Origin of the sequence: Pseudoalteromonas arabiensis (assembly GCF_001550155.1) — a bacterium.
Lineage (GTDB): Bacteria > Pseudomonadota > Gammaproteobacteria > Enterobacterales > Alteromonadaceae > Pseudoalteromonas > Pseudoalteromonas arabiensis.
In genome coordinates this window covers 59,465-74,363 of the sequence record NZ_LRUF01000026.1, presented here as the reverse complement: position 1 = coordinate 74,363, position 14,899 = coordinate 59,465, and the positions used below count along the sequence as shown (strand labels likewise).

9 protein-coding genes are annotated in these 14,899 nt (G+C 37.8%); 3 read left to right on the top strand and 6 right to left on the bottom strand.

From position 1 onward, the window contains the following. The first annotated feature begins 16 nt into the window (after positions 1 to 16). A complete protein-coding gene (locus PAARA_RS17475; protein WP_062570281.1) occupies positions 17 to 382 on the top strand; it encodes a PilZ domain-containing protein in 366 nt (121 codons plus the stop codon). A gap of 53 nt (positions 383 to 435) precedes the next feature. Next, on the top strand, positions 436 to 1,344 hold the full coding sequence (locus tag PAARA_RS17470; protein WP_062570280.1) for a histone deacetylase family protein: 909 nt from the start codon (positions 436 to 438) through the stop codon (positions 1,342 to 1,344). 50 nt (positions 1,345 to 1,394) lie between these two features. Here PAARA_RS17470 and PAARA_RS17465 read toward each other — a convergent pair whose 3' ends face one another. The 3 genes from PAARA_RS17465 to PAARA_RS17455 form a co-directional block, all read right to left on the bottom strand. Then, positions 1,395 to 1,907, bottom strand: a complete 513-nt coding sequence (locus PAARA_RS17465; protein ID WP_157066232.1) for a hypothetical protein — start codon at positions 1,905 to 1,907, stop codon at positions 1,395 to 1,397. 391 nt (positions 1,908 to 2,298) lie between these two features. Next, positions 2,299 to 2,703 (bottom strand): hypothetical protein, encoded by a 405-nt coding sequence (locus tag PAARA_RS17460; RefSeq protein WP_062570278.1) that lies wholly within the window; start codon positions 2,701 to 2,703, stop codon positions 2,299 to 2,301. 2 nt (positions 2,704 to 2,705) lie between these two features. Then, positions 2,706 to 3,353: a hypothetical protein gene (locus tag PAARA_RS17455; RefSeq protein WP_157066231.1), complete on the bottom strand. Its 648-nt coding sequence runs from the start codon at positions 3,351 to 3,353 to the stop codon at positions 2,706 to 2,708. A gap of 352 nt (positions 3,354 to 3,705) precedes the next feature. On the opposite strand from PAARA_RS17455, the gene PAARA_RS20465 reads away from it, so the two are divergent. Further along, positions 3,706 to 4,666 (top strand): IS630 family transposase gene (locus PAARA_RS20465; protein WP_420806961.1). Its coding sequence is split into 2 segments (ribosomal slippage): positions 3,706 to 4,104 and positions 4,106 to 4,666, totalling 960 coding nucleotides; the frame shifts between segments, so codons are not numbered across the junction. Positions 4,667 to 5,399: 733 nt separating this feature from the next. Here the strand turns inward: PAARA_RS20465 and PAARA_RS17440 are convergent. The 3 genes from PAARA_RS17440 to cyoE all read right to left on the bottom strand — a co-directional run bounded on the left by PAARA_RS17440 (position 5,400) and on the right by cyoE (position 14,830). Next, entirely contained in the window at positions 5,400 to 5,993 is a 594-nt protein-coding gene (locus PAARA_RS17440) for a hypothetical protein (RefSeq protein WP_062570275.1), read from the bottom strand. A 14-nt stretch (positions 5,994 to 6,007) separates the two neighbouring features. Beyond that, the gene (locus PAARA_RS17435) at positions 6,008 to 13,321 is read right to left on the bottom strand and encodes an RHS repeat-associated core domain-containing protein (protein WP_062570274.1); all 7,314 of its coding nucleotides are present in this window, start codon (positions 13,319 to 13,321) and stop codon (positions 6,008 to 6,010) included. Between the two features lie 624 nt (positions 13,322 to 13,945). Further along, entirely contained in the window at positions 13,946 to 14,830 is an 885-nt protein-coding gene (gene cyoE, locus PAARA_RS17430; protein ID WP_062570273.1) for a heme o synthase, read from the bottom strand. Positions 14,831 to 14,899 lie beyond the last annotated feature (69 nt).

Here is a 14,899-nt window from a genome sequence, read left to right as displayed (position 1 = left end):
ATCGCTAAGGGTTATTATGAAAAATCGCCGTAAGTATTCGCGTATCTTGTTTTCTACACCAGCAACATTGGTTATGAATGAACACACATACAATTGTGAATTACTCGATATATCTTTAAATGGGGCACTGATAAGCCTTCCTGATAAGCTCTTGGCTGATAAAAATGCGCTGGCAGAACTTACTTTCTCGCTGCCAGAAAGCCAAATCACTATTAATATGTCTGTTGAAATCAGGCATATTGAGCCGTTTCATTTAGGCTTACACTGTGTCCATATCGATATTGATAGCATCACTCACTTAAAGCGGTTAGTAGAGCTAAACCTAGGAGACGATGACCTATTACACCGAGAGCTAACTATGCTAATACATACACCCGAATAGACTATTAAAGGTAACTTTATTACCATAGTTAAAAACTGGCTGTGCTGTATTCAATGAATTTAAATCCACATTTACCTATCGTCTATCATCCTAATTACTCATTTAACTTCGATCCGAAGCATCGCTTTGTAATGAGCAAATTTGCATACTTATATGAACATGTAAAAAGCCTTGGTCTTATTAATAGTAATTTAGTCCAACCAAAGTTAGGCACGCCAGAACCTCTCGAGCTAGTACATTGCGATAATTATATTTATGACCTTTGGCATAACCGCCTTGACGAAAAAGCAATGCGCCGTATCGGCCTGCCGTGGTCTGAGCAACTCATGGCGCGTACTTTTACCGCCCCACTTGGCACCTTGCAAACGGCGCGTCTTGCCTTGAAGCATGGTATAGCTTGCCATCTAGCAGGAGGCACCCACCATGCTCATACTGACTTTGGATCCGGCTACTGCATGGTAAACGACTTAGCGTTTACCAGCGAAACCCTAATAAAAAGTGGTGAAGTCACCAATATACTTATTTTTGATTTAGACGTTCACCAAGGTGATGGTACCGCAGCAATGCTCGCGCATCAGCCCTATGCCTATACCTGCTCTATCCACTGCGAAAAGAATTTTCCGTTTCGCAAATCAGCCAGCGATTTAGACATAGGATTAGCACCCAATGTGGCGGATAGTGAATACCTAGGCGTTGTTGACGATACGCTGAGTTATTTATTAAACACCCTTAACCCAGATTTAGTGCTTTATGATGCAGGTGTTGATGTATGGCGAGAGGATGGCTTAGGAAAACTTGATATAAGCTGGCAAGGCATTGAGCAACGCGATCATTTAGTCCTTAAGCGTTGCATAGAGCGGAATGTACCTGTCGCAACGGTAATTGGTGGTGGCTATGACAAAGATCACCGTCGTCTTGCCGCGCGTCATGGCATTGTAGTTGAGCAAGCAGCGCAGTTTTAAGTACACTATAAAAAGATATTAACGATGACTTTAATCATAATAAAGTGAAATTAATTAACCTCTTTTTTAAAACTTAGCTCATTATGGCAAAAAGCATCGATTAAACCGTCACTGTCTGCTTTATTTATTTTTGCTTCTTTAGGGAGCACTATAAACAAGTAATTATAATTATACTTCCCCTCATCAGTTATTCGATTGAGCTTATACCCAAGAAAAAACTTTTCACCTCCAATGTAATCTAACACTGATATATTACAACCTGTTGTATAGTTAATCGAAAATACTAATGAAGCTTTAACATCTTCGAATTCATCATAGCTCGAAAATAATGGCACTGAGAAACTATCTATCTCTCCTGCATATTCATAGAAAACTTTTTGCTTATCTAAAAATGAGCCTCCATCAGCATTAAGAATATTGATAAACTTTTCTATCGCAGGCTTAACGCCATCAAATGCAATACTTGTATTGCCATCCCTAGAAAAAGTCATATCTTCAGTTGGATAACCATAAACTAAGCATTTGTTTGCTGCAAAAGTATCACCACCAATACGGCTTGCCAAGTAAAAGTCTTCACAGTATTCAGAGATAGGCTGCACCGCCATACATACGCTACTTTGGAATAAAAAAAATAAAAATAATTTTTTTCATTGTATCTCCATCATTTAATTTGAAACTCTTCTATTTAGCTCGTAAGAAATAAGTTGTGTAGTATTGCTTGACATCGCCTCATTAAAACTAGCTTTATAAAAAAGATACAACACCTGTCAAAGATTGTGCATTACCAACTATAGTTTTACCGATAGCAGCAAAAAAATCAGTATGCTTGTAAACGACAGGCTTTTAAAGCTTGATATAACTGCAACAGCCAAAATTATTCTATTTATTCCTTAACAATAAACTTTAGTAATCACAGTATGCACTAATAAACCTATCATTTTTGATAACTCTGAACTAATTAGACAACGTTAAAACTTTCCAATTTTTTCCTTGAAAAAAGTATAATTGAATACCATCATCAAAGAACAACACAATACTATCATTTAGTAAAAAAAAACTTTTTATACCTTCTATACCATGAATAGAATAAAAGCTGATTAATACTCTATCATCTGTAGAGATATCAGTCTCTCTAGGACCATTTTTTATAATTTTCAATTGTGCTACTGCAGATTCAAAGCTTAAATCAGAGTCAAAGAGCTTTTCGGAAAAAACTTCGAACCCCAAACAGTCCATATGCATTGTACCCAAATTGGTTTTCAATTCATCTTTGCATTCATTCAATTCTTGAAAACTTTTAGCAGCTATATCTGGTGCTATAAAGCCAAAACTTAGTATTAAAACTTTAAACCATTTCATATTTACTTTCCTGAGTAATGCGAGTTAATCAATAAAAACCTATTATCTGAGAAGCTTTGTTCAAATTTTGTAGGTTCAGACCAATAAAAACTTTGAACTGACTGAATATCCCACATCGTATTTATTTGTATAACAGCCCCAAGTGTAGCTGTCCCGTAGGCTATTGGAAAAGATGAAGTAGCGCTCGAAACAATATCTGAAACCAAGCCGACTTGTGCAAGAGCACTTGTCGGATCTGCAGCACCTAACGCTTTAGGAAAAGAGTCACTAACAAGTGCTCCTGTCAAAAAATTATCTAATTCCCACCTTGTAACTTGCGCAATTGAGCGGCTATTAACAATATTGTTAAACTCTTTTTGACTAATGATTCCAAAAGTCATTTTCTTTACTACTGCTATTTCAACTCGACCAAGATCACTATTAGGGTTAATACTTCTTAGTTTATCCCTTAGTGAACCTAACTGCTTCATAACTCGTTTCCTTTTCTCAACCTCACCACCTTGCTCTGCATTATACCACCATTGCATTGCTGAGATGACTGCACCATTGGCAAACTTGCCACCCGTCAGTTTTGATACCGTGCCACCAACAACCCCTGCAATCGCAGTTCTTCTAACTGCGTCTGCATAAGTACCTGTTTTTGGATTCATAAACCCTTTCATACTCGTGGTAACTAAAGAACTAACAAACCCATGCCCAAATTTGCCACCTTGAAGCACTGAAGTAACTCCCCCTACAGCAGCATGGGCTGCAACATTTTGAACAGCAGTCCACCCACCAAGATCAAAATTTAACTCGGCACCAATATATTGAGACCCCCTACCGTCGCATATGAAATTACATAAGATTTTAACGCTGCACCAAAGCTACCTGTAATAACATTCCGCTTAAATATCTGATCTAATATAGGCTATATAAAACCACTGGTTAATAACATTGAATTCAAACTTATCTGAACAGCTTCTAACGCTTTCTCGAAAAGAACCAAACGCACGAAAGCGCATGCGATTGCTCGCAGTGTCATTATTTTATGAGGGTAATAGCAGAACCGATATTGCAAAACGTCTTAACACAGCACGAAGTAGTGTTAATAAATGGGTTTCTAGTTACCTAGAATATGGGCTGGATGGTTTAGAAAATAAGCCTATTCAGGGACGTCCATCAAGATTGCAACAGCGACAGCTTGAGCAACTCTCTGAATTTATAAAGCGCACGAACACAGAACGTCGTGGTGGCCGTCTTACCGGTGAAGACATTGTGCATTACATTCACACTGAATTTGGTGTTCATTACCACTTAAATCATGTCTATAAAATACTAAAGCAACTTGGCTTTAGTTGGATCACAAGTCGCTCTAAACACCCAAAACAATCATTACAGCGCCAAAACGCTTTTAAAAAACTTCCAACTGGAAACGATCCTTCACACACCAGGTCATCTTCCTCTTGACCGTATCGACGTATGGTTTCAGGACGAAGCACGCTTTGGCCAGCAAAATCCGACGACGCGCATTTGGGCTGAAACAGGCACTCGACCACGCATTGTAAAACAGCAGCAATTTGAGTATGGCTATTTATTTGGTGCAGTATGTCCAGCCACAGGCCAAACAGAGGCGTTAGTTAGCCCATTCGTAAATAAAGAAGCGATGACGCAGCACATGCATCAGATATCACAAGCCACATCAGTTGGAAGGCATGCTGTCGTGATAGTAGATGGTGCAGGCTGGCATACAGATGATACTGCTGCAGAATTTAAGAACCTAACGCTAATAAAGCTCCCCCCTTATTCACCAGAGCTAAACCCAATAGAGCAAGTATGGAGCTGGATACGACAACACTGTTTATCCAATAGAGTGTTTTCGGGCTATGAGGAGATTGTTGATGAAGTTTCAAAGGCATGGAATCCTTTTATTTCAATACCATCTCGAGTGAAGATAATGTCAATCGGGAATGGATTAAATTGATTTAATCTTTATGCGGAGAAGTATAATTATACTTCTCCGATTTTAAATGCTGTTGATTTAATGAACCCACATATTATTGACTACAGGAACATCTTGAGTCCCCCCCCAAAAATGATGTAGTACTACACCCAGAACCATGAAATCCAACAGGTTTCCCAGAGGCATATGCAAATAAAGCGAGTGATAGCATTTCATCTTTTGCAGTCGCTGTAGGTGGTATATATACCCTAAAAGTAGCTGTACAATTATCTAAATTTTTCAAGTCTCCAGCAATGTAAATTGATATTGCGCCACTTTCATGTACAAATACTCTTTCTATTAAAACGCCCTTACCGTTTAATTCCGTAATGTACTTTGCTTCTGTTTATTTTACTGTCAATAAAAGCACTAAACATAATAATAAAATTTTCATTAAAATATCCTTATAAAATCAGGTCAATACCTAACATATTTTGAAGTAAAGATAATACAAGTTACCACGCCAACCTTTAGCTTTATTTAAAAATGGTAATAAGTAAAACTCGAGCTGTTCGTTTTATTCCACTAATCAACATCATTACTACACGGGCAGCCATATTTAAATTAAGCTTAAAAGTGATAACATTCGGTTTTCAGCTTAAAAACCGATAAAATAGAGCTCCATACTTACCCTGCATTTTCTAATGGAGTCACTTTTCTTATCATTATAAAAACATCATCAATTACTTTAACATATATAAAATCATGCCAATTATTATTTCCTTTTGAAACTTAGATCATTATGACAAAAAGCATCGATTAAACCGTCACTGTCTGCTTTATTTATTTTTGCTTCTTCAGGGAGCTCTATATGCAAATAATCATAGTTATACTTACCTTCATCAGTCATTCGATTAAGTTTATACCCAATCATAAATTTATCACCTCCACTGTAATCTAACACTGATATGTTACAACTTGTTGTATAGTTAACCGAAAATACTAATGAAGCTTTAGCATCTTCGAATTCATCATAGCTCGCAAATAGAGGCACTGAGAAACTATCTATTTCCCCAACGTATTTATAAAAAGCTTCTTGTTTGTCAAAGGATGACCCTCCAGCGGTATTGACAATTTTGACAAATGTATCAATTGCAGGCTTGATTTTATCAAATCTAATACTTGTATTACGACTTTTAGAAAAGTACGCATTCTCCGCATTAAACCCATAAGCCAAGCAATTTGTTGCTGCAAAGGTATCACCAGCAAAGCTGCTTAACAAGTTAGAGTCTTCACAATATTCAGAGATAGGTTGCATCGACATACATACGCTACTTTGGAATAAAAAAATAAAAATAATATTTTTCATTGTATCTCCATCATTTAATTTGAAACTCTTCTATTTAGCTCATAAGAAATAAGTTGTGCAGTATTGCTTGACATCGCCTCATTAAAACTAGCTTTAAATTGATTACTATTATTCCCAGTGCCAGATAAAGATACGACACCTATAACAGCTTGTGTATTACCGATTATCATTCCACTTACTGTTTTACCTATAGCACCAAAAAAATCAGTGTGCTTGTTAACTACAAGACCGGAGGTAGTTTCGAGTGCAGTAGAAAGAAAACCTTGGTTAACTCCACTTTGAATTTCTGTTACTGCGAAATTTATTCTAGATCGATTTCTACTCATTTTAACTGAAAGCTCTTTACCAGAATACTCTCTTCCGTTAAGTATTTCTTCCAAAGTTGCCAACCTTAATCTCGCTTCATCTCTTGTTACTGCGCTTCTATTTAAACGTCCTATATTCTGTAACTCATCTTTTATAGCATTAATTGAACCATGGTTTCTCTTTGCAAATTCAGCGGCTCCTTCTGCATTATACCACCATTGCATTGCTGAGGTGACTGCACCATTGGCAAACTTGCCACCCGTCAGTTTTGATACCGTGCCACCAACAACCCCTGCAATCGCAGTTCTTCTAACTGCGTCTGCATAAGTACCTGTTTTTGGATTCATAAACCCTTTCATACTCGTGGTAACTAAAGAACTAACAAACCCATGCCCAAATTTGCCACCTTGAAGCACTGAAGTGACTCCCCCTACAGCAGAGTGAGCAGCTACATTCGCAACAGCATCCAGGCCCCCAGCTGAAAAATCTAAGCTGGCACCGATATATTGAGACACCCCTACCGTCGCATATGAAATTACATAAGATTTCAACGCTGCACCAAAGCTACCTGTAACTGCATAGGTTTTTAAACTTTGATATAACGGTAATGCCCAAGGTGCATAAACCCCTATCACTATACTTACGGCTGCATCTAATATAGGAATACTGGCAATGGCTTTAAGTATTGAAGAAAGCCCTGTTACTTTCAGCAACTTTTTCAGGAAATAGCCGCTGGGGTCGTTATAAGTCAGAGGGTTATTTAACACATAACTATAGCGGTTATGGCTTTGCGTTAAATTAGGGAACTGTAAAAATGGATCTGCTTGTAAAAAACGGCCTATGTTGGCATCGTAAATTCGCCCATTCATATGGATGACTTCCAGCTCATCCATTTGTTCGTGGCCAGTAAAACTGCGCATTTGCGACAATAACATAGCACTATTAGTTAGCGCTTGACTTGTATAAACTTGTTGCTGTTTGCCCCACGGATCATAAATATACTGACCAATACCTTTACCTTGATGATCTGTAATAAGTACTGTAGAACCAAGCATATCTGTATGAGCTACTTGTACTTTTTGTGCTTGTCCTTCAATTTGACTCAGTACTACACCACCGACATACCAACGATGTTCTATTTGATCTGGCAATTGTGATCCCTGTGAGTCTTTACCACCGGAGCGGCGAGTTAACTCATAAGCTTTACCTACATAATAAGTCTGTTTAGTTTGTTGTGCACCATTGATATTACGTACATCTTTACGATAATAACGACTGCCTTGCTCGTCATATTTAAACTCGGTATACGTTGTTGAACTTTTAGTAATTTTATAAGGTTTATCAAATTGTGTGTAGTCAAACCGACGCTGACCATCGTTATAAATATTCCCATGGTCATCATAACTCATTGTATAATTACGCTTGCCATTTCTCCCTGAAATACCCGTTAGTTGGTAAGGATTGGCGGCATTGGTATAGTTATAAGTCCCTGTGTTGCTATTTGTTTTAATATTACCGTAAGCATCATATGTATAAGTTTGGTTATCTAGCCGTACAGCTGTGTTGTAGCGTGTTACAGTATTTGTTACTGCACGGCCAGTAAGCCTTTGCAAGCCATTATCTTCATAGCTAAACTCTTCCAAGAATTGGATTGAATCATTTGTATAGCCTGGTTCATAATAATGACTATCGCGTTGTGATGTAGTACCGCGAATATCGTGCTTATAGCTAACACTGTATAAGGTTTGTTGGGTATTTTTAACGCTAATACTCGTGATAAAGCCAGTGCTATCATCAAATGATTGATCGCGAGTAACATTGCCCGCTAATGTTTGCTTGGTAACTTGCCCTTGCGCATTGACAGCATCTATTCGGCTTAGCAACATGCCAGTTAAACTGTTATAAGTGCTATAGGCTTGACCATAACGATAATGAGTATTAACCATCATACCATTAGGTAGTGCTACAGAGCTTGGTTGCCCAAAATTATTATAAGCCGTCACAGTCTTAAACGTACCACCTGCATTTTTTATGCTTTGTTGTTCAGGACGGCCTAAGTCATCAAAGCTAAATGTTTTACTTACACTGGCATTATTTTGAGTGATTAAACTATGACAAGATTGACTCGCATTATTAGTCGCTACTCTAAATTGATATGTGTTGGTGAGCTTCCCTATGTTCCTTTCATTTTTACTCGTCCCATAGACATTGCAATGCACTAGTGCGCCATTACTCGCTTTATCACGTTGTTGAGAGCGAATTAATCGGCCCAAAACATCATATTGATTATACTTTATCTCTCCTCGCGCATTTAACTCGCGGATCACTTCATTAAAGCCGTTATAATAAGTTTTCCATGTCCCTTTTGTAGGATCTGATACTTTTATTTTTCGGCCATAACGGTCGTAATATGTGTGTGTCGCTGTTTCTTCAAATGAGTTTCGAGCAGTGTTATAAACCTTATTGGTCGTTTTCACTACATCACCAAAAGCATTGTATGAAAACACAACACGGTTAGTGTTACTATTTTGCGATTTATAGGGATCAGTTGTGTATAGTGTTCGTCCTAGCCAATCCAGCTTTTCATCACGATAGAATGTACTTCTGTACACGCCACTATAGGTGCCACCATGATCGGCTGTTGTAGTTACACGGCCTCTATAGGAGACAGAAGTCGTTTTACCGTGCGCTAGAATACTTTTTTTCAGGCGGCTAAAAGTATCGTATTGAAACTCAGTGTATTGTACCGTGTCACCAACTTTATACGGCAGAGACTTTTTAATCGGATTGTTCTGCTTATCATAAACTATATCTTCATATACCGTACTACCATCAACTAAGACACTGGTATTTCTAACATTTCGTCCAAATTTATCATAAACACTGTAGGTGGTTGGCATACCTGACTCAGAGAGTGAGTTATAGTAATATCCTTTTACACCGGCGCATAACGTAGATGAACCACATAAACTTGTGAATGTGTTTTTTTCGTTTCCATCAGCGTACAGAGTCTGGTATGACTCACCCCAGCGGTTAAATCGAGTCGTTGTTGCAAGACCATTTGGGCCCGTAACAGTTGTGCTATAAATAACTCCCCAAGGTGACTGTTGGCCGTTGTATAAGTAATGCTCAGTGTCCCCTAAGGCGTTACTTTTTGATATTACAAATTCTCCTGTGGCGTCATATTCAGTTTTAGTAGTTCGTGTTTCACCACCAGATGTAACACTTACTCTTGTTGTATTACCAAACGCATCATAAGAATATTGTTTGACGTATTGATTACTAACATCACAGTGATTTGTGGCTGCTCTCGTAGCAAAATTAACTGAGGTAATACAGTCTCCCGCAACAGTTTCTGTATCTAGCATAAGGTTAGCTAAGTATGTAAATTCAGTTTTTCGCTTCACGGTAGATGCTTGTTGCTCATTTGCAACAGCATATTGAATTTGCTCAACAGTGCTTGATTTTAACCTACCATAACGTAATGAATCTTCATCATTAAAGTATGTATTTACATTTACTGTTTTATGCACTAAGCCACTACTTGAGCCACTCATAGTAGAGTAAGTTTTCAGCTCAGTTTGGGTCAAATTCCCCCACTTAGATGCGATGCCTGTATCATATTGGTTTTCTGTGACTTTGCGACCCGTAAAACGTCTAACACCGTCACTACCAATTTGCCAACCTTGTTCAGTATTTGATTCAAGGAAAACATGTATATTTCCCTGCTCGGTTTCAGTTACTTGCCAAGTACTTTCAGCTTCAGTTATTAACTCATCTCCTACATAAGCTTTAGTCCACTCAGGTCGCCCTGTTAGTGGCCATGCTTGGTGATATTGAGTAGTCGTGGTTATGTCTGTTTGTAAATCTTTGGAAGTAACTTGATAAAACCCTTGTGGTCCTCTGCCTTGCTTGTGGATTTTCATTCCCGCATATAAATACTCAACTGCGACTTTTTCAGTGATTCCATTCTCCACATTGCTATCTGTTTCAACTTTATTAACCAACCACATACCTGATTTTGGTGAATAGAAATCAGCATTCACTTTACCTAAAGTATTAAATGCAGGTAAATGTTTATAGACAGTAGCGTCATGTAGTGGTTTGTATGAAATATTGGTTTTCACACCAAAACCATTTTCGACTGTGTGTAATTTATTGACAGCAAGATTGTTATTGTTGAGTGTGTTTTTATATGTATTCCAAACAGCATTAACATCAAGCTTTGAGCTGCTTGTAAGTATATCGACTAGGCCATCACCATTAATGTCTGCAACTTTGATGGAATGGTCAATACCGATACGTCCACTTTCTTCTAGAGCAACTTCAGTATAGGATAACTCAGTTGCAGAAGTGCGATTACCAAGCCAATACTTTAATTGAGCGCCGGCCACGGTCAGAGGTTCAACCCATACTTCATCAAACCTACATTGTCCTGCGTTTTGTGATGTTTGATTAGCACCAAAATAAGGCTCTTGACCATCACCTCGTATTTTACGACAAAACCCAGCCCTTATTTGAACAGACACCTTCTGAAAAGCAACAATATCAGTAATATTGTCATTATTTAGGTCGGTAAAATGTACATTACCTCTAAAGTCAGCTTCCGCAAGGCTTGAGGGTATATTAGGTACATCTAGCTCGCCCAGTAATGGATTCGTAGGATCACCTGTTGATAAACGGTACTTCCATTTATTTGCTTTAATATAAACGAGATCATTTAACCCATCGGCATTTAAATCGATAAAACGCAAGTCATTAACACCATCCATTTCAACATCGTATTGTTGATAATCTGCTGAGCCTTTACTTAAAAGCAATTTGTAACGGTATTCTTTTGGTCCGCATGCCGGATGATTGTTTGTATAATGCCTAGGAGTATTAATTAATTTTAAAATAAAATCAGAGACACCATCACCATTTATATCTGCACTTTGTGTACTAAAACCTTCTAAAGTCTTTTGATTAGATGTGCATACTGGTATATCTGCGGGGAAATCACTTTTTGCAAATGTATACAATATTTCATTGTTTGATGAAAAAGCTCGACCAATACTATTATCAGCTTCTATATTCGCTTTAAACTTAACTCCAAAACCTTGAAAGAAGATCCAATCGCTTAGCCCATCGCCATTTGCATCAGCTAGAGGAGTTTTCTTGGGGCTATAGGTAATGCCAAGATCCAATCGATTACTGAACGAAAGTGTTTCTGTATACTCTATTGGTGTACATGGTTCTCTATATCTTAACTCTCTTGATCTATATTGATAAAGATCTTCACAATCGAGTTCTTCCCGAGAAACTTTAGCTGGCTGATAAGCTTTGGCGTACCATTTATTGTCCTGCGCATAGAGAATATCTGTATATCCATCACCGTTAAAATCAGTAAGCTTAAAAGCAGATGCATTTGTAAGCGAACTAGTTATTATATCTGAGTCGCCCCCAGTAATTTTAACCGTTAATACTTTTCCTAGTTTGTCTGTATATACAACATCAGATTTTCCATCACCATTAAAATCTGCAAACAAAGTAGTTGTTCTTAACTTACTTGAAACATTGTCTCCATTTACAAACGATACATCACTTGTATTTTTATGATATGAAAATTTAGTAGATGGTTTACATGATTTATCAGCCGCACTTGAAGTACACTCTTGAATTGTATCTATATAATCTTTCTTTGAGCCATCGCTATTCACCGCATAATAACGTAATGCTTCACCACCACGCGTAACTTCAATGCCTTTTATCCGCTTTGTGCTTGCAACGATGCCACCAAATTGAAAACCAAAGTGCTGAGAATTACTCTTGGTGTAATCAAGAGATATACTTACTTGTCCATAAGTTATTTTATTTAATAAGTTTTCGCCATTTAATATATTATTTATATAGTGATATTTTATTTTATTTCCATGAATATCAGAAACTTGCTTCAACATCCACGAGTGCGCACCTAGGCGCTTATAAGGAGCAGGAGTAATATAGGCATCACTATCAGCACTTAGGTTAGTATCACCATAATGTTTAATATCACCATCTTTACTGTAAACAATAAAGCCTTTAGGTCCCGTATTTGAAGCATCTTGCCCTACCGCTTCGATTACTCTGAAGTCAGCCAATTCAGTGTGATATTTACTACCACTTTTGCCGTATTCTCCTGATGTAAGTAACAATCTTTGTCCATCAATGCAGTACCCATCACTTTTTTCAAACCTAACCGCTTGTTGTGCAAAGTCTGTCGCTATATTTTTATTACAACGTGTTATTGCTGATGTAGCTGATACATTCCAACCATAACCAGCATTACCTTGACCGGCTGCCGAGCTGTAGCCAATAACAATATTGGGCTTAACTCCACCAGGCCCTTTAGGTAAATTTATAGGGATTTGATAAGTTGCCTGCCCAGTTTCATCAACATTAAATTGCCCCGCTGTTAGGGATACATATGACGGACTCTCATCTTGCTGGGCTGCTGCATAAATGAATGTTCCATTTCTATTTCCTAAATATACGTTATCATTCGAACTAATATCAAAATAACCATCATTATTGATATCACTTAACGTATAGTTATTTTCAATATTAGAGTTCGTAGGAATATTTAGTGAAGATGTTTTTAGAGCTTTCCTATTAATTGACACTATACTTGAAGGAGTTGCGCCATAGCTATCGGTGAAAAGTGTAATATCCTTGATCCCATCACCATCAAGATCCTGCCATCGTAACCTTTCATATAAATCAGAAGCCAAATGTAAGCTATTTTTGATTTTTAACCATTCGCTCTCGGCAATCGATATTGCTTGCCACTTACCATTAATATAGCTGAGTTTTATCAATCCATTGTTGGGATAAATGTGCAAAGGAATATTAATTTTGCTAGCTATTATTATCGTGTGCTTATCAGATTGGAAGTAGATATTGCCATCATTATCTTCATAAACGGCTGGTTTTTCAGCTGCAGCGAAACTTAAAGGACAAATAAAAAGTAAAGCTAAAAGAAAAAAAAGCTTGAATCCATTCATGTTATTATTTCTATGTGTTATTTTTTATACATTATCCATAAAAAATAACTCATTGGAATCAGTAAAAGCAATTAATTAACATATTTCATTTATAATCTGCTTCCATATTTTTGTTCTAAATTATTTACTATACGCGAATTCAAGTTCGAAGTGCACCACTTGCTAAATTAAGCTGCTTTACGTAATTCACCGAATATCACCGCAGAGTTCTGTTTTATCAATTAGATCGCCTACAGCTCGTATCTTTAATAAGGTATAACAACCTGTAGCCTCAAAGCATTTTTACAGGTTTTGTTATATGCTATAAGTTATATGCTATAAAAAGCACCTCCCTCTTTTCGTCCAATTCGTTACTGCTAATTGATTTATCATATAATTAGGTAATTACCTAGGTGATTAGTTATACTTACAAGTGTGTCAAAAAGACGGCCGATACACAGTTGAAAGCTGAGTCAAAATAAACCTGAAAAAATACGCATTGCTATAAAAAGCTTAAGGTTGGTGGGGAAGCTCAGTATGCTGAAGTTAATCAATTATTAGGGTTACAATAACGAAAAAAGGCCCGGTGGAGAAAAGAACCGGGCCTTTGCTACTGTAACATTGGGATATGTTAGCAACTTTTTTCTAAGTTAAAACAAGTAGCTGTGGAGCTACCGAATGGTAATCTAAAGCCATCGCTATACTCAAAACCGTGATGTTTACAATTGAAAAAGCAAACACTTGGCGCGCCCAGCCGCTTACATCAATATTGCGACGATAGCCACGGAGCGCCATTAGCAACCACCAAAAACTCGTTGTACAAGCCACAGCCATAAAAGCTAAACCTGTATAACCACTAATGGTTAATAACATCACAACCAACGCATACACGGCGATATATAAAACAATGTGATGCTTTGCCTTCTCAATCCCTTGCGCTACAGGTAGCACAGGAATTCTGGCCGCTTGGTAGTCGTTATAACGAAAGATTGCAATTGCATATGAATGAGGCATTTGCCATAAACTGAACATTACCAATAAAATCACAGCACCAGCATCAAACTGCCCAGTTACCGCACAATAGCCCACCACAGGTGGAACTGCGCCCGATAAACTCCCTACAAAGGTGCCGTACACAGAACGACGTTTCATATATAAGCTGTATACACCAACATAAATGACGTAACCAAACGTAGCAAATAAGAGTGCCACTACGTTGGTATACACTGCTAATAATGTGAAACCAAAAACACCAAGCACGATGCCATGTGTCATAGCCGCCTTTGCTGACATTTCGCCAGTGACTGTGACGCGTTTGCGAGTGCGCGCCATAGCAACATCAATATCACGATCAATGACATTATTGATTGCGCATCCAGATGCTACGACTAAAGATAACCCTAGCAAGGTCGCGATCATTAACCATGGGTCAACATCACCACGAGAGGCTAGCAAGAATCCTCCCGCGACGGAGATTAAGTTGCCCATGATAATGCCAGGTTTAGTGACATTTAAATAACGTCGAAACACTTCCTCGACTCCTCTAATATTTCGCACAAACGCAAAATTACGAAAGAAACTAGCTAGTAACAGACTGTA

Coding starts and splice junctions, on each gene's coding strand:
- PAARA_RS17475 (WP_062570281.1), top strand. CDS start 17: ATGAAAAATCGCCGTAAGTATTCGCGTATCTTGTTTTCTACACCAGCA.
- PAARA_RS17470 (WP_062570280.1), top strand. CDS start 436: ATGAATTTAAATCCACATTTACCTATCGTCTATCATCCTAATTACTCA.
- PAARA_RS17460 (WP_062570278.1), bottom strand. CDS start 2,703: ATGAAATGGTTTAAAGTTTTAATACTAAGTTTTGGCTTTATAGCACCA.
- PAARA_RS17455 (WP_157066231.1), bottom strand. CDS start 3,353: ATGAATCCAAAAACAGGTACTTATGCAGACGCAGTTAGAAGAACTGCG.
- PAARA_RS17440 (WP_062570275.1), bottom strand. CDS start 5,993: ATGAAAAATATTATTTTTATTTTTTTATTCCAAAGTAGCGTATGTATG.
- PAARA_RS17435 (WP_062570274.1), bottom strand. CDS start 13,321: ATGAATGGATTCAAGCTTTTTTTTCTTTTAGCTTTACTTTTTATTTGT.